This is a genomic window from Roseovarius atlanticus (assembly GCF_019802205.1).
Lineage (GTDB): Bacteria > Pseudomonadota > Alphaproteobacteria > Rhodobacterales > Rhodobacteraceae > Roseovarius > Roseovarius atlanticus_A.
On the sequence record NZ_JAHVHQ010000004.1, the window covers coordinates 425,721 to 448,508 of the forward strand.

Consider the following 22,788-nt stretch of genomic DNA (forward strand, 5'->3'; position numbering starts at 1 on the left):
TGAGAGCGCGTCCATTCTTGTACCGAAGCGTTCAACTGCTCCTGGTGTACTCCGGCGCGCTTCTATTCGGACTATTCGCACACTGGATTCGTTTTCCGCTGCCTTGGATGATCGGAGCGATGGTCTTTGCCTCCTGTGTCCGTCTGGCCGAGCGGCCATTGCCGGTTCCGGGTCAGACACGTCAGATCGGGCAGATCCTGGTGGCGACCTCGGTCGGCTTGTCTTTCACGCCGGACGCGGTGGCGGCGTTGGGGTCCTTGTTGGTTCCAATGTTCGGCACAGCGATCGCGACCATTGCTCTGGGCTTCTTGGTCGCGGTGTTTCTGATGCGGGTCAGCAAGATTGATGTTGTCACTGCGGTGCTGGCTTCCATCCCGATGGGCCCGGTGGAAAGTGCCAATCTGGCCGAGAGATACGGAGTGCGCCCCGGTCCTGTAATCTTTGCGCAGACTCTGCGCATCATGCTCTTGGTGATCCTGATCCCGCCAGCGATAGTTGCCATAGACGGGACTATTAAGGATCCGGTCGCAGCATTGAGCAGAATGAGCTGGACTGTTTCGGGGGCGATTCTTCTGGCCGTGACAGGCCTGGCTGGTGCGTTTCTTGCCAGAGCGGTACGCCTTGCCAATCCGTTTTTCGTAGGGTCGCTGGGTGGGGCGGCCTTGGCCGCAGCCTTCAGTTTCCCGATCACAGCGTACCCCTATCCCGTTCTGGTATTTGCCCAGATATTCCTGGGTGTCTGGTTGGGGGCGGTTTTCGACCGGGACCTTCTGCGAAGAGCGCGCGGTTTCATCCCGGGTGCGATCTTGGCATCATTGCTGTTGATCATCCTATGTGCCGGAATGGGCGTGGCGCTTGCGTGGATTACAGGCGAGACGTGGCAGGTCATGTTGTTGTCCACTGCACCTGGTAGTGTCACTGAAATGGCTCTTACTGCCAAAATCCTGCAAGAGGGGCTGGCAGTAGTAACAGCGTTTCATGTGGTCCGTATCTTCATAATCTTGCCGTTTGCCGGAAGTATCATTGGGCTAACCGTACGGTTTTTTGGTCCAACGGTTTCTCGGTAAGAAGCTGAAAAGACTTCGTATCGTTGAGCTTTTTCCGATCATTCCGAAGACGTTCAGAAGATACCGCATCCCGAAGGTGTCACCTCGCGCTGGTGTGTCCGGGGCAAGGGGGAAACGCCGCTGTCGGCACTGGCTGGCCCGCCGTTCCCCGAAAGCGACCGGCACATCTTTTTCGCTGCCGAAAAGTCCGAGGCGGAGCAGGCGCGCAAGTGGTTGACCGAAAGAGGATTTCAGAAAGGCGAGTCGTGGGTGGCCGCCTACTGGACGGCAGCGTGATGCTCTTTTAAACGGTGGATCGAGAACATGAGCCGCGCCGGTCAGACGCGGCCCGGTCCCGAGGAAATTTCCATGCTGCGCCAGTTTTTCGAGTATTACCGCCCGCATATGGGCCTTTTCTGGCTGGATTTCGGCTGCGCGGTGATCTCGGGCTTGCTGGAGCTGGCCTTCCCGCTGGCCGTGGCGGGGTTCATCGACCATCTGCTGCCGCGCGGGGAATGGGCGCTGACCATGTGGGCCGCCGTCGGGCTGGTGGTGGTGTACCTGATCAACGCAGGCCTCATGGCAGTGGTGATCTACTGGGGCCACAAGCTGGGCATCAACATCGAGACGGAGATGCGGGCGCGGGCCTTCGACCACCTGACGCGGCTGAACTGGGGCTGGTTCGACAAGGCCGAGACCGGCAAGCTGGTGGCGCGCGTGACCCGTGACCTCGAAGAGATCGGCGAGGTGGCGCATCACGGCCCCGAGGACCTGTTCATCGCCATCATGACCTTTATCGGGGCTTTCGCCCTGATGCTGTGGCTGCATGTGCCACTGGCGTTGATGACGGCGGTGATCGTGCCGGTGATGGTGATGCTTCTGGCCGTGTATGGCGGGCGCATGACCCGGGCGTGGCAGGCGATCTATGGTCGGGTGGGGCAGTTCAACGTGCGGCTGGAGGAAACGCTGGGCGGCATTCGCGTGGTGCAGGCGTTCACCAACGAGGCGCATGAACGCGAACTTTTCGCGGATGCCAACCGCGGCTATCGCAAGACCAAGCTGGAGGCCTACCGCATCATGGCGGCGCTGACGACGCTGCATTACATGGGCCTGCGCTCGGTGCAGGTGATCGTGATGGTGGCGGGCGCGGGCTATGTCTTTTCCGGTTCGCTGTCGACGGGCAGTTTCGTGGCCTTCCTGCTGCTGGTGGGCGTGTTCTTCCGTCCGCTGGAAAAGATCGCCGCGGTGGTCGAGACCTATCCGCGCGGCATCGCCGGGTTCCAGCGATTCCAGGCGCTGCTGGCAGAGCGGGCCGAGATCGCCGACGCGCCGGACGCTAGGCCCGCGCCGGACCTGACCGGGCGGATCGAGTTCGACGACGTGACCTTTGCCTACGACGGCGCGCGAGGCGTGCTGCATGGGGTGTCCCTCTCCGTCGAGCCAGGCCAGACGGTTGCGCTGGTGGGGCCATCCGGCGCGGGCAAAAGCACGCTGATGGCCTTGCTTCCGCGGTTCTATGCACCGACGTCTGGCGACGTCCGGATCGACGGCCGGTCCGTCGCGGACATGACCCTCGACAGCCTGCGGCGGCAGGTGGGGCTGGTCTCGCAGGATGTCTTCCTGTTCGGAGGCACCCTGCGCGACAACATCGCTTACGGGCGGCTTGACGCATCCGACGAGGAGATACTGCACGCCGTTCGGCAGGCACAGCTCTCCGAGATGGTGTCGGAACTGCCCGATGGTCTTGACACGATGGTGGGCGAACGAGGCGTCATGCTCTCTGGCGGACAGAAACAGCGCGTGGCCATCGCGCGTGTCTTCCTGCGCGACCCCCCGATCCTGCTTCTGGATGAGGCCACTTCGGCGTTGGACAGGGGCACGGAGCGCAAGGTGCAGGCGGCGTTGGATACGTTGTCGAAGGGGCGCACGACGCTCGTCATCGCTCACCGCCTTCAGACCATTCGGCACGCAGATCGCATCGTGGTTCTTGACGAAGGCCGGATCGTGGAGGCGGGTACGCATGAAGAACTGGTGGATCGCCAGGCGAATTACTTCTCGATGATGGACTGAGCCGCTTTGATGCTGGAGATCACCTGGCCTGACCGCCTCGGTCACGGTGACCTCGCACAGGCGCTCGTCATTGAAACGACGCCGTCCGGGCGACGACACTTGTAGGACGGCAGATCGTTGGATAAGCTTGGATTATTGGTGGAATACTAGGCATCAGGCTGGCCCCTGAAACCCGCAGCACCGAACCCTAAGCCGTTTCTCGCGCTTGAAAGACTGATCCTATGGGGCCGCGATCTCTCATGATTCCGTTCACCAAGACTCCTCTCGGCACCACGCGTCGCAGCTTTGTTCTCGGAAGCTTTGCGACACTGTTGACGCCGCGCGTCGCCGCAGCACGGCAGGCGATCAGGATTCCCCATGTCTGGGGCGAAACGGTTCTAGAGCGTCCGGCGGTGCGGGTCGTGTCCTTGGGATATACCACTCAGGACCCGTTGCTGGCACTCGGGGTGGTGCCGCTGGCGGTGCGTTACTGGTTCGGAGATCAGCCGCATGCAGTTTGGCCATGGGCGCACGAGCGACTGGGCCGCGCGGAGCCGACCGTTCTGACCGGCGAGGTGTCGATGGAACTCGTCGCCGGGCTGTCGCCCGATCTGATCGTCGCCATCGGGTCGGGTATTTCACGGGCGGAATACGCGTTGCTGAGTGAGATCGCGCCTGTGCTGATGCAGGGGCCCGACGATCCCGTCTTTGGCACGTCTTGGCAGACCGATACCCGGCGCATCGCGCGCGCATTGGGCAGGGCGCAGCAGGCCGAGGCGTTGATCGGGGACGTCGAAGGCCGGTTCGAGCACGTAAGGGCCGCGCATCCGGATTGGCAGGGCAAGACAGCGGCGGCGGCCTGGCAGAACGGCAGCGAGACCGGGGCCTTCATGGCTCAGGACAACCGGGCGCGGTTTCTGCATAACCTCGGGTTCCAGATGCCGGAAAAGCTGCGCGACACTACGGCTGCGGACGGGTTCTACACCACGTTTTCGCCAGAGGATATTTCGCCGATAGATGCGGATCTCCTGCTTTGGATCTCGTCCATCGGCGCGGCGCGGGAAATCGCCCGGCTGCCGATGCGGCGGACCCTGCGTGCCGAGAAGGAAGGGCGGGAGGTTTATGCCGACACCCTGGTCTCGGGCGCGTTGTCCTTCGGCAGCGCGCTGTCGCTGCCCTATGCGCTCGAACGGCTGGTCGGGGAGTTCGAGCTGGCGCTCGATGGAAGGCCGGAAACGATCGTGCCCTCGGCGTTGAAGGCCGGGCTGGTGCGGTGATGCGGGGGCTGTTCCTTGCCTGCCTTCTGATCGGAGCCGTGGCCATGTCGCTGGGCATTGGCGTCCGGCCGGTTGCGCCCGGCGTGTTCCTGGAGGCATTGCTGGAATACGATCCGCGCGATCCGGCCCATGTGACGATCGCGGCGATCCGGTTGCCGCGCACCGTGGCGGGCGTGGCGGCAGGTGCGGCACTGGGCATCGCCGGGACGGTGATGCAGTCGCTGACTCGCAACCCGCTGGCCGATCCGGGCATTCTGGGGATCAACGCGGGTGCGGCCTTTGCGCTTATCCTCGGGGTTACGCTGTTCGGACGCTCCGACCAGGCGGCGGTTGCCTTGTTCGCCTTTCCGGGGGCCGCGCTGGCGGCGCTGGCGGTGTTTGCCCTGGGCGGCGGGTTCCGGGGCGATTCCGGGCCGGTGCGCCTGACGCTGGCGGGGGCCGCCCTGAACGCGCTGCTGTTATCCCTGGTCACGGCGGTTGTCCTGGTCCGGCAGGAGTCGCTGGATGTCCTGCGGTTCTGGGTGGCCGGCTCCCTGACCGACGCGGCCTACAGGCCGGTCGTGGAAATGACGCTGGTCATCGGACTGGCCGCTGTGCTCGCGTTTGCCATAGCGCCGCTGATCGAAGCGCTGTCGCTTGGTTCCGATCTGGCGCGGGGGCTTGGAACCCGGCCGTTGAGAGCGCAGGCCGGGGCGCTGACGGTTGTCACCTTGGCGACCGGGGCGGCGGTGGCCATTGCCGGACCGATCGCCTTCCTGGGCCTGATGGCGCCGCACCTGGCACGGATGTCGACAGGATACGCGCTGCGGCCGCGCCTGGCGGTGTCGGCGGTCTATGGTGCCCTGACCCTGACGCTGGCGGATACGGTGGGACGGCTGGTACTGAGCAGCGGAGAGGTGCGCGCCGGGATCGTCGTGGCGATGATCGGGGGGCCGGTCTTCATCTGGGTCGCGCGCAGGCTGAGACCGGGGGCGATGGCATGAAGGGGTACGTGCCGTTGTCCCTTTTGATCTTTCTCGCCACGATCGCGGCGCTATTGACCGGCCAGGTGGATGCGAGCGCCGGTGTGCTGTGGTCCGGCCTGGTGACAGGTGAAGGGCCCGGAGCCCTGATCGTGGACACGATCCGGGGGCCACGGGTGGCGACCGCGCTGGGGGCGGGCGCGGTGCTGGGGATGTCGGGGGCACTGTTCCAGATGCTCTTTCGGAACCCGCTGGCGTCACCGGATATCCTCGGGTTCAACGCAGGTGCGGGATTGGCGATCATCGCCGGGATTGCATTCGGTATCGCGATGCCGACCGCGGTGTTGGCGGCGCTTGGCGGCGTGGCGATGGCGCTGGTGATCGGCGGGCTGGCCGTTCGCGGGGGAGGTGGGACGCCGGTATTGACGATCATCCTGATCGGAATTGGCGCGGGTTTCACGGCGACGGCGGTGTCGACCTTCCTGATGACGGTATTGCCCGGAACGAGCGCGGCCGAGGCGCAGCGCTGGTTGACGGGTTCGCTCGCGGCGCGCGATTGGAGCCATGTCGCGCAAGTCCTGGGCATCGGGGCGGTGCTGGCAGGTCTGGCCCTCGGGCAGGCCCGGATTCTGTCGGCGCTGGAACTGGGCGACGGGCTGGCCGCCGGGCTGGGGCAGAGGCCCGAGGCCGCCCGCTGGTGGCTTTCGGCAACCGGCGTGCTGCTGGCCGCAACGGGTGTGGCCGTGGCGGGGCCTGTGCCGTTCGTGGCGCTGATGGCCGGGCCGCTGGGGGTGCGTCTGACCGGCGCCCGTACGTCGGCGGGGCGCATGGTTTCGGGCGCCGGGGCCGGGGCACTGGTGCTGGTGTTGTCGGACCTTCTGGCGCGCGTGGCCGTGCCCGGCCTGCAATTGCCCGCCGGGGTCGCGACCGGCCTTCTGGGCGCGCCCTACCTGCTGTGGCGGCTGTCCCGGGAAATGGAACGAGGAGAGTTGTGATGCTGCGAACGGAGGCGCTGAGCCTGTCCTATGACGATGTGTCCGTCATCCGCGACCTGGACCTGGAACTGCCCGGCGGGCGCGTCACGGCGATCATCGGTCCGAACGGTTGCGGGAAATCCACGTTGCTGCGTGCGCTGGCTCGGCTGATGCCGCCGGCATCCGGCCGGGTGACGCTGAACGGCGAGGACATCAATCGCATTCCGCCCAAGCGCCTGGCCCGGCAATTGGCGATCCTGCCGCAAACATTGCGGGCGCCGGAAGGGATCAGGGTGTCGGATCTGGTCATGCGGGGTCGAATCCCGTGGCGCACGTTCCTGAGCCCGTGGAACGAGGCGGACAAGACGGCCTGCGAGGCAGCGCTGGAGGCGGTCGGCATGACCGGGTTTGCCGACCGGGAACTGTCTGAACTGTCGGGTGGGCAGCGGCAGCGGGCGTGGCTGAGCCTTGTGCTGGCGCAGCAGACGCCTTGCCTGCTGTTGGACGAGCCGACGACCTATCTGGACCTGACGCACCAGATGGACGTTCTGGCCCTGCTGCGGCGACAGAACCGGCAGTCAGGGCAAACGATCATCAGCGTGCTTCACGATCTGAACCTTGCGGCCCGCTATTCAGACAACCTTGTTCTGTTGGCGAACGGGCACGTGGTCGCTTCGGGCGCGCCCGAGCAGGTCTTGACGCCGGATAACCTGCTCGTGGCCTTCGATCTGGAGGCATGGGTCATTCCCGATCCGGTGACGGGGACGCCGATGGTCGTGCCGCTGGAGCCGGCAGAGCCTGTCGTCTCCGCTGGAGTGTGACCTGAGAGCGGAACGAAAAAAGATGCGGCATCTCTGCCGTATCTCGTGGTGCAGAGCAGCGCTCCAGAGGTCCGAGGCGCAATGACTGCTTCGAGCCCTTATTTGCCACAGTCACAAAGCGTCGGCGCGGAACAAGGGCGAAGCCCGCCGCGCATCGCCGGGCCGCCCCGTCACGCCAGAGGCGTGCCGACTATAGTTGGCGCACCTTTGGTGCGACGGCACGGCGATTTGGCAGGTGAAGTGCGACGCTCTCAGGCTGGATATGCTTGGCAGGCATAAATTGCCTATCATCATCGTCGGTTCGCCGCGCCACGGCCCGTCGATGCGCGTCTCCTCACCGTCGGAACAGAACGTCCGCTTTTTCCGCCAAGCCGACCTCTGGGGCAGACAGCTCCCGAAGATTTCTTCGGGAGCCTTTGTTTGACATAGGGTCATGCCCACAAGGAAATCGGCCACGATTTGCACCACGAAATGCAAAGGTGGGGTATCGCTGCCGCATCTCCGTTTTTCGGGTTTGGTTACGGTTTTCAGAAACGGGAGGTGACCGACAGGCTGATCTCGCGCCCGGAGCCGTAGGAGCAGGTATAGAGATCCTGGCAGCCGGTGACGTAGCGCTTGTCGCCGATATTGGTGACGGCAAGGTTGGCTTCGAGTCCGTCGCGTACCTGGTAGGTTGCGAAAGCGTCGTAGAGGGTTGCGCTGGACACCTTGAACGTGTTGGCGGCGTCGGCATAGCTCTCGCCCTGGTGACGCACGCCGGCCCCGACTCTCAGCCCGTCAAGCGGACCTGCGAAATCGTAGCTGGCAAAAAGCGACAGCTCGGTCTCGGGAATGAGCGTCGGTGTCGTGCCGACGAGGGCCGGGTTCGCGTCCTTGCGGATCTCCGCGTCGATGAAGGTTGCGGCGGCCTGAAGGTAAAGTCCGTTGCCGAAGTCGTATTCCGCCTCGAACTCGAGGCCGCGCGAGCGCACCTCGCCCAGCTGTGTCTGCGTGGGCGCGACGCCGACGACGACGCCCTCGCGATCGATCCGGAACGCCGCGCCGGTGAACGAGAAATTGCCGTCCAAAGGCACCCATTTGAACCCGAGCTCGACCTGGTCGCCGGTTTCCGGGCGGGTCACGCCCGCGGCGGGCGACGCGATCAGCGGATTGAAGAACATCGAGTAGGACAGGTAAGGCGTAAAGCCCGACGCGGCCTCGTACGCGATGGCCACGCGCCCGGACGTTTCGCTGTCGTTGCGGGTGAAGTTGGTCGAGCCGCGCTGCTTGGTTTCAACGAAGTCATGCCGCAAATTGAGCGTCCCGATCCATCCGCCGCCCCAGCGCATCTGATCCTGCACGTAGAAACCGATCTGGCGCTGGGTGGTCGTGGCGTCCTGGTAGGGCGCGCCGATGACCGGCGTTCCGGGGGCCGTAGGATTGACCACGGTATTGCTGCCAAGCCCCGAGGCCTGGATTTCGTCGATTTCGTAGTACCGGGCGTCAAGGCCGAAGAGGAGGTCGTGATCGACCGAGCCGGTCGAGACCGTGCCGTAGTAGCGCAGATCGGTCTGGGCGGTGTAGACCTGCGTGTCGTGCTCGAACGCTATGAGGCTGAGCGTCCCCTGCGGGTCGCTGGGCGCAGTGGCAAAGCCATTGTACCCGAAGGGATAGTAATAGCGCTCATGGACATCGGCATAGCCCAGGCGCCCGATGCCGGTAAAGGTAAAGCCGTTGTCGAGTTCGCGTTCCACGATGGCAGAGAAGGAGGCTTGCCGCCGCTCGTACTTGTCCCAATCAGGGTCCGAGAAGTTCGCGTCGGGATCGATATAGCCGAATTGCGGGGTCGGCACGACTGTGCCCTGATAGGGCAGGAACGTGCTGCCGTTGTGGTGTTCGTCAGCGATGTGGATGTTGGCCAGCAGCGTGACCTCGGTGCCGCCATCGGTTCTGAACCGATAGGCCGGCGCGAAGGTGCCGCGCACGCCGTCATTGAACGCGTCGTACTTGTCGCCGCCTTCGAGCCGCCCGGTCAGGCGATACGAACTCGAGTCGCCGATGTCGTCGCCGTAGTCGAACTCGACCCAGCCTGCGGTCGCGTCGTTGACGCCGAATGTCAATTCGCGGATCCGGCCGCCCGGGCGCTTGGACACGTAGTTGACGATACCGCCCGGGTTCGAGCCGCCGTAGAGAGCCGAGGACGCGCCCCGCAGAACCTCGACCCGTTCCAGCGTGTAGGGGTCGATGAAGAAGGAGCCGAACGCGAATGAGAGATTCTGCGCGTTGTCGAGATAGATCCCGGTCTGGTCGGCCTGGAAGCCCCGGATGCGCAGCCAGTCATAGTCGTTGTCGTCGCCGAACACGTCCGCCGTCACACCCGCGGAATAGCGCAGGGCGTCGCTGACGCGGTTGGCACCGAAACGCTCGATCTTCTCGCGCCCGAGAACGGAGACCGATTGCGGTATCTCGTTCACGGTGAGCGGTACCTTGCTGCCCGTGACGGTTGGCGGGTTCTTGTCCTCGCCCACGGGGCCGGTGGCGTCTTCCTGGTTGCGCAGGGTGATCGTGCCGAGATCCAGCGTTTCATCAGCGGACTGGGCGTTTGAAACCGCAGCGGTACCCAGCAGCATCAGCACTGCGCTGCTGAGCCTGGCCATGCCAAGGCGGCGGTTTTTCGTTTTGGCCATATCGGCATCCTTCTCTTTACAGATGTCACGGTGGGTCACCCATCGTCCCGGCGGGGAAGAGGGAGCGCGCAGAGTGCTTCAGGATACCCGATTAAAATTATCAGGAAGGATTGTCTTGAATAATCGGACCATCCTGCCCGGGCGCGTTCGCCCTTGCCCATGCCCCAGGGGATCGGCCGGTGCCCAGCTTGAAACTGCGGGAAAAGTGGGCCTGGTCGGCGAAGCCGGTTACGTTTGTCACCTCGGCGAGCGGCAGTCCACGGCACAGGAGACGCTTGGCGTAATCGATCTTGATCCCTGTGACCCAAGCATGCGGCGACATGGCCGTGCGGTTGCGGAAGACGCGGTTGAAATGCGTCCGGGACAGCCCGGACAACGCGGCCAGATCATCCACCGCGATCCGATGTTCCATTCGTTCGAAGACATGCGCGCGCATGGCGTGGAGCCAGGCATCCCCCTTGTCGCCATCGCCAAGGCCGGCCCGGTCGATCAGGCATGTCTCCTGTACGATGGCGCTGACCAGCCTGTCGACGCGGGGCAGGGAGGGGCGGATCGACAAGCATTCGTCCTGCAGGACACGCACCAGCGGCGCCAGCGGCCCGAGCGAGGGGAAAACGAGCATTCTGTCAATGGGCGCGTCTGCACCTGCAAGCGCCTTGAGACGCGGCAACGAAAGATGAATGTCGATGTGTTTGAGCTCGCCGGGTTCGTCGAGGCTGGCCCAGACCTGCACGCCTGCCGGAATGTAGCATGCGGCGGCGGCGCTGGATGCGGCGTCTTTCCCGCGCGAGATCGAGAGGGCGCGATCATCGAGGATGAGGACCAGTCGGGGGTACATCGAGACATACCGCCCGGCGGCCCGGGACTGTCCTTGCACACGCCAGTAGTCGACGACCATGTCGTCGAACCGCAGGCAGCGCATCTCGTCCAGCGGCTGAAAACCGCGGACGGCAGCATACATTCTGGGATGAAAGGACATCGCTCCGCCATTGATAGGTATTGGCTGGGCATGGCCTTGCTGCCGGCAGACTATTCTCATCGGGAAAGATTTTCAACTGCTCACGGCGGCGTTCCCGGGATAGATCCACTGCGTGCTAGCATGGCCGGGCGTCAGCTGTATCCGGGTAGTTCGAACAAATCGGACCCGTCGATAACTGCACGTCGAATCCTCGTACGAGTGCTTTCAAGGTAAGCGCGGCGCAAAGCTCGGAAGACGCAAGGAAAAATTTCCAAGGCCTTGAAAACAAAATGATTCCGGACAATTGACAATTCTGATTAAAAAAGTCAGATTAGGCAAATCCAGCCATCCCCAAGGGCTTTGCGCCTGGGGTCGCCCGACAGATCCGAGTTCAAGGAGGGTCCCGGAGCCGCATCGGCAATCAGGCCGAAGTATCCCGATCCTCCGACGTCGTGCCCGGCAGCAATTCCAGGGCGCCGAAACCACGAGAAACAGGAGGGCGGAATGGGCGCCATGGACAACACATCGCTCATCGGGGCGACCGAGGTCGACACGATCCCGCTGCACTATGCGAGCAAGCTGACGGACGGCAGCGGGCTGGCGCATATCCAGCTATACGATCAGGTCTACACGCTGCGCATCACGCGGGCCGGCAAGCTGATCCTTACGAAATGATGGATCGACCTGAACGCCGCGGCGGCACACCCGTCGGTTTCCTTCACGATCTCGATCCGGTAGAGGCGAGCGCTGTAATTTACTTGCGCATGTGGTTCGACGGGCCGGACGCGCAAAGCCTTGTGTGGAATGATTTTGCAACGGCTCTGGGCCCCAGGGCGGGACGCAGGGAACTGCAGAATTTCGAACAGATGTGCAGCCTCTGTGCCAAGCACGGCCGCCGCCCATTGGTGCGCCACCAGGTGCAGTGCAGGTGCCTGGGCGGCGATGAGGCGACCTTCGCCAACATCGTGGCCCACGCCGCGGAGGGCGAACGCGAGGATGCGTTCCTTATGGCTGCGAACCTTGTCCGGCCCGATATGGCCGCTGTCATCGTGGCCCTTGCGCAGGAGTTCGGCCTGACACTGCGGCGCATGATGAGCATGTCAGGTTACCATCCGGCCACATTGCCGACACCAATCGACCACCCCGATCCAACGAAGCTCCACTAAAAAAGTGGAGAGCAAGAATAGGCAACCCAGTCACGAACATGTCCGCGCCTCGCTGGTCACGATGCGCTCCGCTATGGCGGAAGGTCAGACGGGACAAGGTAGCCTAACCGAAATTGAATCTTTCAGTTTCGCAAAGGCGCGCCTTAAAGGAGGTCTGCCAGGCGCCACTTTCTGCGTTAGCAACCCGTTGTTGTTCAACAGTATCGGCGGAGAGCAGATGTCCGCTGCGGTTTCTTTTAATCTTCGCTGGTGCTGCGGAGCAGTTTTTGGAGCGTGCACGCCCAGGAAGGTTCTTGGTGCGGGCGCTGAAAAGGACCCGGTGCCGCTTGGGACTTGTGTCTTGTGACAGGCTACATTTCGTCGAAATACTTAATGCCCTTCACGACGAGATCCGCAAGATGTGTCGCACCGAGCTTGGATTTCAGTGTCAGAGTGACATTGCTGACCGTCTTGTAGCTGATGCAGATGCGTTCCGCGATTTCGCGATAGGACAACCCTTCCGAGATCAATCCGAGAATCTCCTCCTCGCGGTTCGTCAACGCAGCCCTGTTCGGCACGGCGTGCCGGATATCCATGAGCGCCATGCTACGGGCAAACCGCGTGTCCACGTAGTTCCCGGATTTCATGACCGTCTGGAACGCCTCCATGATCTCGCCCGTCGGTGCATCCTTGTTGATGATGCCGTTTGCGCCCGAAGTGAGCGCCCGGCGGGCCATGACCGGACTGTCATGCATGGTAAAGACGAGGATCGGCACATCACGGTCGACCCGACGAAGGCGTTCAATCAACTTCAGGCCGGCGACCTTGCTGTCACCGATCGACAGGTCCACGACCAGCATGTCGAACTGGTGCTTGCGCCAGGCCTGCCAGCCCTCGCGTGTCGTCGCCGCGGCCATGACCTCGCACGGCATCCGATCGGAAATGATCCGCCCCCAGCCTTCGGCAACCACGGGATGGTCGTCGATGATAAGTATCTTGCGGGTGGCGGTTTCAGGCACCAATTCTGCAGCGCTCATGATCGGAGTATCCTCATTTCTGTAATGGTCCAGCCGTTTGCCCGCCAGGGAGAAACATACTCGGCGCCGATGGCCCGTGCGCGGTCGGCCATACCGATCTGACCCATCTTGGGGTGCCCCGTCTCGGGCGCTCCTTTTTGCCCATTATCCGCAACGCGAACCCTTATCTCCGCGCCATGATCCTGGAGGGAGATCACCACACGATCCGGAGAGGCGTGACGCAGCGCATTCAGCATGCTTTCCCGCGCGAAACGGTAGATGGCGATTTCCTCCACCGGCTCGACGGAAACCTGCGTTCCCGCCTCTACTTCGATGGTAGCACAGGCCATCACGTCGGAAAACTGTGAGGCCAGGTCCTCGAGCAGTTCGGCAAGCGTCGCCTCGCCGGCGAGCATCGGCCGCAATTCGTTGATCGCCTCACGCGCGCTGCGTTTCACTGCGCGGATATACCCCTGTATCGCTTCGACGGACTCGATCAGCACCTCGTTGCGACCGGGCGACGCGCGCTCGGCCTCCTGCCGTGCCTGATCCGCGGCAGCCCCAAGCGCGAACAGAAGCGGTCCCATCTCGTCGTGCAGGTCGGAGGCGATACGCGCGCGCTCGGTCTCCGACAGCGACAGCAGGCGCGCATGAAGCATCCTGTTTTCGCCCTGCTCGAGGTCAAGGTGACGCGCAAGGGCGTTCACGCGTTTGGACAAGTCCGCAAGCTCCAGCGGACCATCCTCCGGCGCACGCACGTGCAAGGCGCCGCCCTGCATTTCAACCAAGGCCTGCTTGATCTGATCCATGCGCCGCACCACGAACCTTGTCAGCAGGATGCTCATCATCGCCATGGCCGCGCCCATCAGAACGATCATCGGCAGGATCAGCCGAAAATCCTCCCAAACCTCGCCGATTTCGTCGGTCGGATCCGAGAGGAGGTTCAATGTGCCGAGTACATTCGGATAGCTGGTGACGGAATAGACCTCCCGGCGGATATCGTGGCTGAGCAGGACCTCGAACCAGGCAGGTGCTTCGGGGGATCGTTCGGCGCCGCTGGCGCGGATCTGAATACGGTTGCCTTTGGTATCCAGCAGTTCGACCGAAACGTGGCGCTGTGCATCCACTTCCGTGGCAAGCCGGACCGCCTCGCCCAAGGTATCGTTGCCATCGAAAGAGGTCGGCATCCGCATCGATATGGTCTGTCGGGCCAGGTCGAAAGCCGCGCTGACTTCGCGTTCCACGGCCAGCCGAGCGTTGACCACAACAACGGTCGCGACGGCCGCGCAGAGCAGGAAGCCGCCCAAAGCCGAGACAACGGCGACCAGATGAAGGATGGAAATACGCTTCAGGCCGAACCCGACATCCGGCACATTGGCCGGTACGCTGTTGCTCAGTACACTCATCGCCCTTCACGCCGCGCGGCGGCCAGGGCCGGGCCATGCGGCACGCCTTCTTCGATCATGACCCGGTATTGTTGCACCAGCGGACCGAGAAACACCCGAGGCGCCGCGGAAGACCCTTTGCCGAGTTCATCGAGTATCTCTTCAAGCGACGGAGTCGGGTCGGCGTCCCTGCTGGTCTCCCACAATTGAACCAGCCGGTTGGCGACCATGCGCGGTGTTTCCCGGAAATGCTGTTCCACGACAGGCAGTCGCGCCACGATCATGTCGTAGTCGCCGTCGGTCTGACGGGCCAGGAAGGCGGCAGGCGATTCCCGTTCGCCGGGATCCAGCCAGTTGTTCCGGGTCTCGATAACATCCTGAACGCGGGCCGAGTTCGAGGGCAGTGTGGTGCCGGAACCTGCCCTGGCGTCCTCGTTTTCGTCACGACAAGCGGACACTCCCAACACCAACGCGGCGCTCGCAACCAGAGCGGTAGCGCGATACGCATATGTCCACTCTTGATTCACTATTTCGACCTCCCGGCGGCAGGCGCTCCGAATCGGCGCAAGGTTGTCTGACCAAGGCTAGTCCGGCGTCGGAGGAAGGAACAACCTCAAGGTCTTAATCCCTAAGTATCAGGTCCAAGACCAACGTCTGTATTGGGATCGAGGATCGACCGCCGCGGTTCGAGAATCAGGGAAAAGTACCCGTCAACTTCTGGGAGATTCACCCAAAGACTTCCGCCGCGCGCAGTGATGTTATCTCCGTGTCGACGCGGATCGGAGGAGGTCCGGCGATGCTCAACACGGCGAAAAACAATGACCCGGCCTTCCGGGTTTTCGACGCCGTAAACTCTGTCCGCAGGGAGGAATGAATGAGAATGTCCAAACAGCCCAGAAGCCGCGTCTCGGCACTGGCCATAGCCGTCGCGACCGGCGCGACCATGATCGCTGCCGCACCGGCAAGCGCCAATGACCGCCTCGTGGAAATGGCAGAAGACCCGTCCAATTGGATCATGACCGGGCGCGATTACAACGCGCAGAACTATTCGGAAATGACCGGCATCAACAAGGAAAACGTGACCGAGCTGCGGCCCGCGTGGTCATTCTCGACCGGCGTCCTGCACGGCCACGAAGGAACGCCTCTGGTTGTCGGCGACGTTATGTACGCGCACTCGCCCTATCCCAATACCACCTTCGCACTCGACCTGAACGAGCCGGGCAAGATCCTGTGGCAGAACGAGCCCAAGCAGAATCCGACCGCCCGCACCGTGGCCTGCTGTGACGTGGTCAACCGCGGCCTTGCCTACTGGCCCGGGGATGATGATCAGGACGCGCTCATCTTCCGGACCCAGCTGGACGGGCACATCGCCGCACTGAACGCCGAGACGGGCGAGACGGTCTGGATGATGGAGAACTCGGACATCGCGGTCGGATCGACCCTCACCATCGCACCCTATGTCATCAAGGACATGGTGCTGGTGGGGTCTTCGGGCGCCGAGCTGGGGGTACGCGGATATGTCACGGCATATGACGTGAAGACAGGCGAGCAGCGCTGGCGCGCCTACGCCACCGGCCCGGACGAGGACATCGTGCTGGCCGAGGACTTCAACGAGCCCAACCCGCATTATGGCCAGTTCGATCTTGGGACCGAAACCTGGGAAGGCGACGCCTGGAAGATCGGCGGCGGCACCAACTGGGGCTGGTACGCCTACGACCCGCAGGAAGACCTGTTCTACTATGGTTCGGGCAACCCGGCACCGTGGAACGAGACGATGCGTCCGGGCGACAACAAGTGGACGATGGCAATCTGGGGCCGCGAGGCCGAGACCGGCGAAGCGAAATTCGCCTACCAGAAAACCCCGCATGACGAGTGGGACTATGCCGGCGTCAACGTGATGATGCTGTCCGAACAGGAGGACAAGGAGGGCAACATGCGCAAGCTGCTGACCCACCCTGACCGCAACGGCATCGTCTATACGCTCGATCGCACGAACGGCGACCTGATCTCGGCCGACAAGATGGACGACACGGTCAACTGGGTGCGCGAGGTTCAGCTGGATACGGGCCTGCCGGTCCGCGACCCTGAATTCGGCACGCGGATGGATCACAATGCCCGCGACATCTGCCCCTCCGCGATGGGTTACCACAACCAGGGCCACGACAGTTACGACCCCGAGCGCAAGCTGTTCATGCTTGGGATCAACCATATCTGCATGGACTGGGAGCCGTTCATGCTGCCTTACCGCGCGGGCCAGTTCTTCGTCGGGGCGACGCTGAACATGTACCCGGGCCCCAAGGGCGATCGTCAGAATTATCTCGGACTGGGCCAGGTCAAGGCCTATGACGCGATCAGCGGCGAGATGGCCTGGGAAAAGATGGAACGCTTCTCGGTCTGGGGCGGCACCATGGCGACGGCCGGCGGCCTGACCTTCTACGGTACGCTCGACGGCTTCATCAAGGCGCGGGATTCCGACACCGGCGACCTGCTTTGGAAGTTCAAGCTGCCGTCCGGCGTGATCGGTCACCCGATGACCTACAAGCATGACGGACGCCAGTACATCGCCATCTACTACGGTGTCGGCGGCTGGCCGGGTGTCGGGCTTGTCTTCGACCTCGAGGACCCGACCGCGGGCCTGGGATCGGTGGGCGCGTTCCGCCGGCTTCAGGAATATACCCAGATGGGGGGCGGCATCATGGTCTTCTCGCTGAACGGCGACGGCCCGTATTCCGACCCGATGGTCGGAGAGTACGTGGCCGAGGAAGGCGAAGACACCTGACGACACGCGAACCGGAGGGGCGGGTCCAGGCCCGCCCCGCTTCACGCCCCAAAACCGACTGGAGAAACACAATGGCTACCCTCTTCCGAGGTGCGCTGATAGGTGGCGCGGTCCTTGCCGCCGCCCTGCCGGCCACCGGCCAGCAGACGGACGCCGATCCCGACACGATGCGGGTCTGTGCATCCACCAAGGACGCCCCGTATTCTACGGCCGATCTCGACGGGTTCGAGAACCGCATCGCAGAGATCATCGCCGACGAGGCCGGTCTGACGCTCGAGATGGTGCAGGTCGAGAAGGACGCGATCTTTCTGCATCGCGACGGGATCGAACAGGACATTTGCGAGGTCATCATCGGCGTCGACGAAGGCGATGAGCGCATGCTCACCAGCGAGCCCTACTATCGCTCGGCCTATGCCTTCGTTGCGCGGCAGGATCGCGGCTTCGAAGGCCACACCTGGCAGGACATAGACCAGGAAGGCTACGACACCTTCGCGTACCGATATCACAGCCCCGCGGAGACGATCCTGAAATACAGCGGTCGCTACGAGTACAACCTCATCTACCAGGCATCACTGGTTGATTTCGAAGATCGCCGGAACCAGTACACCCAGGTTCCCGCGGAACGCGTGGTTGACGAGGTTTCCTCGGGCAAAGCCGATCTCGGCATACTGTTCGCGCCCGAGGCCGCCCGTTTCGTCAAGGACTCCCGCGAACCGCTGGAGATGACGCTGATCACCGACAGGATCGAGCGGTCGGACGGGCTGGTCATTCCGCTGCAATACTCGCAATCCGTCGGCGTGGCCGACGACTCGCCCGAACTTCTCGAAAAGATCGACGCCGCGCTGGAAAGCGGAAGCGCCAGGATCCGCGCGGTCCTCGAGGAAGAAGGCATCCCGACCCTACCGATGAACTGAGGAGATGACCTTGCACAAACGCCAGATCGCGCTCGCCGGACTTGCAATCAGTATAGCCACGGTCGCCTATGCCGCGCCGCGCTTCTACAACACCGTCGACGGCTCGCCACTCGATTTCGACCTCGCAATGGAAGAGGGCAGCGATACGGAAGCCGTCCGGACATTCATGGATACCGGCGTGAACATCTACAACGAGAACCCGGAGTATCTGGACCAGGGCGAAAGCATCTACTCCACGGCATGTTCGGGATGTCACGGCCACTATGCGGAAGGCAAGATCGGCCCGGGCCTGAACGACGATTACTGGACATACCCGCGCAATGAAGAGGACGTCGGCTTGTTCTCGACGCTCTACGGCGGTGCGTCGGGTCAGATGGGCCCGATGTGGGGCGCACTGACACTGGACGAAATGTTGCTGGCGATGGCGTGGGTTCGGCATCTCTACACCGGCGACCCTGAAACGGCAACCTGGCTGACGGAGGAACAGCGTGAGGAGTTCACACCTTTTGATCCTGACGCTCGGAAATCGGGTGGATGAATCATCCGCCCAGCCGAGACGGGCGCGTGACGTCCGTCTCTTGCCGCCGGCCTTGCCGGCACACCATGGAGGAGGACAACCATGAAACTTCTGACACCAATCACGCTCTCGCTTGCATTGCTGGCCGGTCCGGCACTTGCGTATGACGGCACCAACTGCAAAGAGCCCGGAAATTGCTGGGAGCCCAAGCCGGGCTACCCGGAAGAGATCGCGGGCACGCAGTACGACCCGCAGCACGACCCGGCGGAGCTGTCCAAGCAGCAGGAATCGATTGCCGCCATGGATCAACGCAATGCCTGGCGTGTTCACCACATGAAGCAGACGGGCGAATTCGTGTACGACGTGCGCCAAATCCCCGACTACGACGAGAACACCTCTCCTCCCTCACCGTGAGGAAAGAGGTTCGGCGCTGTGCGTTCCGGATCGCGGCCTGTGTCTCCCATGGCAGGAGCCGCCTCTCTCCACCGGATCGCACGGCGCCGATTGTCTGACGAGTTCATGTGGAGTGGATCAAATTCTGACCGGGACGAAAACAATCGGCCGTGACGACGTTCTCGGGGCCGAGAAAGCGCTGAACGAGGTCGTCATCGGTCAGGCCGAGGCGATCAGGCTGATCCTTGTCTCGGTACTGTGCCGCGGGCACGTCCTGCTTGCCGGGGATGTGGGAACCGGCAAGACGACGCTGCTTCGGGCCGTTGCCCGGGCGCTCGGCGGGCCTTATGCACGCATCGAGGGAACAGTCGACCTGCTGCCTTCGGATCTGCTCTATTCCGCCCATATAGACGAGGATGGCCGACCGTGCATCGAGCCCGGACCCGTCCTGTCGCAGGGAACCGACCTGTCGATCTTCTTTTTCAACGAGATCAACCGCGCCCGGCCCCAGGTCCACGCCCTGTTGCTGCGCCTCATGGCGGAGCGGACCGTGACGGCCTTTCGACGTGAGCATGCGTTCCCGCATCTTCAGGTCTTCGCCGATCGCAACCGGATCGAGCGGGATGAGACGTTCGAACTGCCAGCCGCCGCACGCGATCGTTTCATGATGGAGATCCCCGTGGATGCGCCCGCGGATCCGACCGCGCGCATGGATCTTGCGTTCGACCGGCGGTATCACGACACCGACTCGCTGATCGCGGAAGTAAAGACGGGCCTCTTGCCCTATTCCGGTCTTCCGGCGCTTGCCGGGACGCTACAGGAAGAGGTGCACGCCAGCGATGCCCTGAGACGCTACGTCTTTGCCCTTTGCGAAGCCGTTCGCGACCCGGCGGCGGCTGGCCTGGACATCGAGGGAATCGACCCCGCGCGTCTCGTGCGCGGTGGCATAAGCCCGCGCGGCATGCAGGCGCTGGTGCGTGCCGCCCGGGTCGCAGCCTGGATCGAGGGCCGCGATGCCGTGTTGCCTCAGGACGTGCGCCGCGTGTTCCAGCCGGTTATAGCGCATCGGACGTTCCTGACCCCGGCGGCCGAACCCCGGCGCGAAACTCTGGTGCCTGCACTGATGCGCGCCGCCTTCGGGGCGGTGCCCGTACCCGCGACATGACCGACGCCGCGCTGCACCTCTTTGACATGCTGACCTGGCGGCTGGCGCGCGCCCTTCCCGGCCTGCGCGCCGGTGAACATCGCGGACGCATGCGCGGTGCCGGCGACAGTTTCGCCGACGTGGCGCCGCTTCTGGCCCACCCCGATCCGCGACGGTTGGACGTGCGCCGGTCGATGCTTGATCCATCCGGGGCACTTTTCGTGCGCCGCTTCGAGACGCGCACCGACCTGTCGGTACATGTCCTGCTCGATGCCTCGGCATCCCTGGCCACCGGCTCGCAGGCCGACCGTCAGTCGCTGGCCGGACTGCTGGCCGCCGGATTCGCGCGTGCTGCGTGGCGCGGGCGAGATCGGTTCGGCATCAGCATCTGCGCAGGGCCGGACTTGCTGGAGAGCGAGCCGGACACGCGCAGGCGGGGTCTGGATGAAGAGCTTCGGCAGCGGATCGCGACACTGCGCCCGCGCGGCGAAGGCGTCGAGGCCCTGCACGCGGCGGCCACGATGCTGCCGGCAAACCGGGTGCTTGTGGTCATGATCTCCGACTTCGAGTTCACTGCGGACGAGCTCGACCACCTGCTCACCGCGATCCAGCCAAGGCCGCTGCTGCCGATCTGGCTGCGCGACACTGGCCTTGAGGCGCCCCCCGAACACCTCGGTCTCGCAGAGACACGGGATCCCGAAACCGGACGCCGCCGCACCGTCCTGACCACGCGCCGCTGGTCGCGCGCGCAACGCGCCCGAATATCGGCGCATCGTAGGCAGTTGCGACGGGTCTTCGCCGACCACGGCCATAGAGCCATCGAAATTCGCGACCAGTTGCACGTCGAGACGCTGGCGGCAGCGTTGGACGAGGCACCGCTGTGACACGGCTCGTTCTGGGTCTGCTGCTGTTCCTGCCCTTGCAGGCAATGGCCGAGGTCAGCGTGCGGGCCGATCCGCCGCGCGGCTATGGCTGGTGGCTCGGCGATCGGATGACGCAGCGAATTATCGTGTCGCATCCCGCGGATCTGTCGATAGAGCGATCCTCGCTGCCCCGGCCCCGAAGCGCGGAGTATTGGCTGGATCTGGTCTCGGTCCGTACACGCGATCTGAGTGACGGAACTGAGATCATTCTGGAATGGCAGAACTTCTATTCCGCGCTGGAACCCAGCCTGCGCGAGGTGCCGGGTGCGACGATCCGCATGTCCGACGGCACCGAGGTGACGCTCCCGGGGTTCGGTTTCGTGACCGCACCGATCCGGCCCATACTCGCCCCGTCGACACCGGACCAGTTGCAGCCCGATCCGGGATTTCCCCTCGTGGACCCGCAGTTCAACCGCGCCGGACTGGCAGTCTCCGCCTGTCTTTTTCTTGTGGCGCTGGTCGAACTGGCCCGCAATCAGGCCTGGTGGCCATTCCATGCCCGGCCAGCCAGGCCCCTGACCCGCGCCGCGCGACAAATCGCGGCGCAGCGCAAGGGCACATCCGCCGGGTTGCGCGAGCTTCTGCACCGCGGTCTGGATCGCGCCTTCGGAGAGGTTCTGATCGGCCCGGATCTCGACCGTTTTCTTGCGGCGCGGCCTGAATTCGCACCGGCAAGAGTTCAACTTGCAGAGTTCTTCCAGGCCTCCGACGATGCGTTCTTCGGATCTGGCACCCGGCAGGACGACCCGAATTCGATCATCGCCCTTGCCCGGAAACTTTCGGCTATCGAAAGGGGGCGTCGATGATCGCGTTCGACTCTCCCTGGTTGCTCGCGGCCATCCCCTTGGCCGCGCTGCCCCTGGTCCGGCGCTGGCTGGCAAGTTCGAACGTGCCGAACACGGGTTTGCGGCTGCACGGCGGTAGCGCGGCGTGGATCGACCATATCCTGGTCTCGGTTGGCATCATCGGGATTGTCGCTCTGATCATCGGACTGGCCGCACCCTATCTGCGGGGCGGTACGCGGGTACAGGCGGGCTTCGGGACCAACCTGGTGCTGCTGATCGACAGATCGTCGAGCATGGACGAAACATTCGCCGGGCGTGCGCCCAGCGGCGACGAGGAAAGCAAGTCGGCGGCAGCGCGCCGGATCCTTCTCGATTTCGTGGACCGGCGGCCCGACGACCGCATCGGCATTGCGGCCTTTTCAACCGCCCCTCTCGAAGCCCTTCCGCTGACCCAGAGCCGGACGGCCGTCCGGGCCGCGGTGCAGGCGCTGGACGAACGCGGCCTGTCGCAAACCGACGTGGGAAAGGGGCTGGCGCTGGCGATGGGCATGATGGACGAAGCGACCGCCAGCGGATCGCGCGCCGTCCTGATGGTGTCGGACGGCGCCGGGGTTATCGCCCCCGAGGTGCAGAAGATCCTGACCCGTCTGGCGGCAAGGCAGAAGGTGAACATATACTGGCTCTATCTGCGGGGCGAAGGAGCCAAGAGCATTTTCGAACCCGTCCCTGCCGGCGAACCAGACAGCCCGCAACTTCGGCCCGAACGCCACCTCCATCTCTTTCTTCAACGCTTGGGCCAGCCCTACCGCGCCTTCGAGGCAGAAAGCCCCGATGCCGTGAGCGACGCCGTGGAAGAGATCGGCAAGCTGGAAAGCCGCCCGATCCTGACGACACGCGCGATTCCCCGGCGCGATCTGGCCTGGCTGGCCTATGTGGTGGCCGCGCTTGCCGCCGGGGGGCTCTGCCTGGCTCGGTGGCTTGAACGCGCCTACGCCCCGCACGCGCCGAAACCGATCTTGGTCCGCTCATGAGAC

Annotated in this window: 21 protein-coding genes and 1 pseudogene; 17 read left to right on the top strand and 5 right to left on the bottom strand. The window is 63.7% G+C overall.

The genetic code is table 11. From position 1 onward, the window contains the following. Positions 1-17: 17 nt before the first annotated feature. The 7 genes and pseudogenes from KUV49_RS18710 (at position 18) to KUV49_RS18740 (ending at position 7,129) form a co-directional block, all read left to right on the top strand. A complete protein-coding gene (locus tag KUV49_RS18710) occupies positions 18-1,067 on the top strand; it encodes an AbrB family transcriptional regulator (RefSeq protein ID WP_222452471.1) in 1,050 nt (349 codons plus the stop codon). 51 nt (positions 1,068-1,118) lie between these two features. Further along, positions 1,119-1,343 (top strand): annotated as a pseudogene (locus KUV49_RS21730) (SIP domain-containing protein); the annotation flags it as partial. A 72-nt stretch (positions 1,344-1,415) separates the two neighbouring features. Then, on the top strand, positions 1,416-3,116 hold the full coding sequence (locus KUV49_RS18720) for an ABC transporter ATP-binding protein (RefSeq protein ID WP_222452923.1): 1,701 nt from the start codon (positions 1,416-1,418) through the stop codon (positions 3,114-3,116). 239 nt (positions 3,117-3,355) lie between these two features. Then, positions 3,356-4,372: an ABC transporter substrate-binding protein gene (locus KUV49_RS18725; protein WP_222452472.1), complete on the top strand. Its 1,017-nt coding sequence runs from the start codon at positions 3,356-3,358 to the stop codon at positions 4,370-4,372. Beyond that, complete coding sequence (locus KUV49_RS18730; protein WP_222452473.1) at positions 4,372-5,355, top strand: FecCD family ABC transporter permease; 984 nt, start codon at positions 4,372-4,374, stop codon at positions 5,353-5,355. Before KUV49_RS18725 ends, KUV49_RS18730 begins: the two co-directional genes overlap by 1 nt. 14 nt (positions 5,356-5,369) lie before the next feature. After that, entirely contained in the window at positions 5,370-6,329 is a 960-nt protein-coding gene (locus KUV49_RS18735; protein ID WP_222452474.1) for a FecCD family ABC transporter permease, read from the top strand. Then, on the top strand, positions 6,329-7,129 hold the full coding sequence (locus tag KUV49_RS18740) for an ABC transporter ATP-binding protein (protein ID WP_222452475.1): 801 nt from the start codon (positions 6,329-6,331) through the stop codon (positions 7,127-7,129). The genes KUV49_RS18735 and KUV49_RS18740 overlap by 1 nt, the downstream gene beginning before the upstream one ends. A gap of 527 nt (positions 7,130-7,656) precedes the next feature. On the opposite strand, the gene KUV49_RS18745 is transcribed toward KUV49_RS18740, so the two are convergent. Together KUV49_RS18745 and KUV49_RS18750 are read right to left on the bottom strand one after the other, a co-directional pair. Next, on the bottom strand, positions 7,657-9,795 hold the full coding sequence (locus KUV49_RS18745; RefSeq protein ID WP_261391589.1) for a TonB-dependent siderophore receptor: 2,139 nt from the start codon (positions 9,793-9,795) through the stop codon (positions 7,657-7,659). A gap of 100 nt (positions 9,796-9,895) precedes the next feature. Next, the gene (locus KUV49_RS18750; protein ID WP_222452476.1) at positions 9,896-10,756 is read right to left on the bottom strand and encodes a helix-turn-helix domain-containing protein; all 861 of its coding nucleotides are present in this window, start codon (positions 10,754-10,756) and stop codon (positions 9,896-9,898) included. Positions 10,757-11,257: 501 nt separating this feature from the next. Here KUV49_RS18750 and hemP point away from each other — a divergent pair. Continuing rightward, on the top strand, positions 11,258-11,428 hold the full coding sequence (gene hemP / locus KUV49_RS18755) for a hemin uptake protein HemP (protein WP_410000782.1): 171 nt from the start codon (positions 11,258-11,260) through the stop codon (positions 11,426-11,428). Next, entirely contained in the window at positions 11,428-11,919 is a 492-nt protein-coding gene (locus KUV49_RS18760) for a hypothetical protein (protein WP_410001409.1), read from the top strand. Before hemP ends, KUV49_RS18760 begins: the two co-directional genes overlap by 1 nt. A 350-nt stretch (positions 11,920-12,269) precedes the next feature. Here KUV49_RS18760 and KUV49_RS18765 read toward each other — a convergent pair whose 3' ends face one another. Genes KUV49_RS18765 through KUV49_RS18775 form a run of 3 tightly spaced genes read right to left on the bottom strand, consistent with a single transcriptional unit; the run spans position 12,270 to position 14,826 of the window. Further along, entirely contained in the window at positions 12,270-12,935 is a 666-nt protein-coding gene (locus KUV49_RS18765) for a response regulator transcription factor (protein WP_222452478.1), read from the bottom strand. Further along, positions 12,932-14,320 carry a LapD/MoxY N-terminal periplasmic domain-containing protein gene (locus KUV49_RS18770; protein WP_222452479.1) on the bottom strand — a complete coding sequence of 463 codons (1,389 nt, stop codon included), beginning with the start codon at positions 14,318-14,320 and terminating at the stop codon, positions 12,932-12,934. The genes KUV49_RS18765 and KUV49_RS18770 overlap by 4 nt, the downstream gene beginning before the upstream one ends. Further along, entirely contained in the window at positions 14,317-14,826 is a 510-nt protein-coding gene (locus KUV49_RS18775) for a hypothetical protein (protein ID WP_222452480.1), read from the bottom strand. Before KUV49_RS18775 ends, KUV49_RS18770 begins: the two co-directional genes overlap by 4 nt. A 347-nt stretch (positions 14,827-15,173) precedes the next feature. Here KUV49_RS18775 and KUV49_RS18780 point away from each other — a divergent pair, with 347 nt between their 5' ends. The 8 genes from KUV49_RS18780 to KUV49_RS18815 all read left to right on the top strand — a co-directional run bounded on the left by KUV49_RS18780 (position 15,174) and on the right by KUV49_RS18815 (position 22,785). Continuing rightward, complete coding sequence (locus KUV49_RS18780; RefSeq protein WP_410000784.1) at positions 15,174-17,078, top strand: methanol/ethanol family PQQ-dependent dehydrogenase; 1,905 nt, start codon at positions 15,174-15,176, stop codon at positions 17,076-17,078. 71 nt (positions 17,079-17,149) lie between these two features. Beyond that, positions 17,150-17,992 (top strand): methanol oxidation system protein MoxJ, encoded by an 843-nt coding sequence (gene moxJ, locus KUV49_RS18785; RefSeq protein ID WP_261391592.1) that lies wholly within the window; start codon positions 17,150-17,152, stop codon positions 17,990-17,992. A 4-nt stretch (positions 17,993-17,996) separates the two neighbouring features. Beyond that, positions 17,997-18,530, top strand: coding sequence for a cytochrome c(L), periplasmic (gene moxG / locus KUV49_RS18790; RefSeq protein WP_222452481.1), 534 nt, complete (start codon positions 17,997-17,999; stop codon positions 18,528-18,530). Positions 18,531-18,611: 81 nt separating this feature from the next. Further along, positions 18,612-18,923, top strand: a complete 312-nt coding sequence (locus tag KUV49_RS18795; RefSeq protein ID WP_222452482.1) for a methanol dehydrogenase [cytochrome c] subunit — start codon at positions 18,612-18,614, stop codon at positions 18,921-18,923. 124 nt (positions 18,924-19,047) lie between these two features. Then, positions 19,048-20,067: an AAA family ATPase gene (locus KUV49_RS18800; RefSeq protein ID WP_222452927.1), complete on the top strand. Its 1,020-nt coding sequence runs from the start codon at positions 19,048-19,050 to the stop codon at positions 20,065-20,067. Beyond that, positions 20,064-20,930 (top strand): DUF58 domain-containing protein, encoded by an 867-nt coding sequence (locus KUV49_RS18805; RefSeq protein WP_222452483.1) that lies wholly within the window; start codon positions 20,064-20,066, stop codon positions 20,928-20,930. Before KUV49_RS18800 ends, KUV49_RS18805 begins: the two co-directional genes overlap by 4 nt. Further along, positions 20,927-21,775, top strand: a complete 849-nt coding sequence (locus tag KUV49_RS18810) for a nonribosomal peptide synthetase MxaA (protein ID WP_315899573.1) — start codon at positions 20,927-20,929, stop codon at positions 21,773-21,775. Before KUV49_RS18805 ends, KUV49_RS18810 begins: the two co-directional genes overlap by 4 nt. Continuing rightward, entirely contained in the window at positions 21,772-22,785 is a 1,014-nt protein-coding gene (locus tag KUV49_RS18815; RefSeq protein WP_222452484.1) for a vWA domain-containing protein, read from the top strand. The genes KUV49_RS18810 and KUV49_RS18815 overlap by 4 nt, the downstream gene beginning before the upstream one ends. Positions 22,786-22,788: the final 3 nt, after the last annotated feature.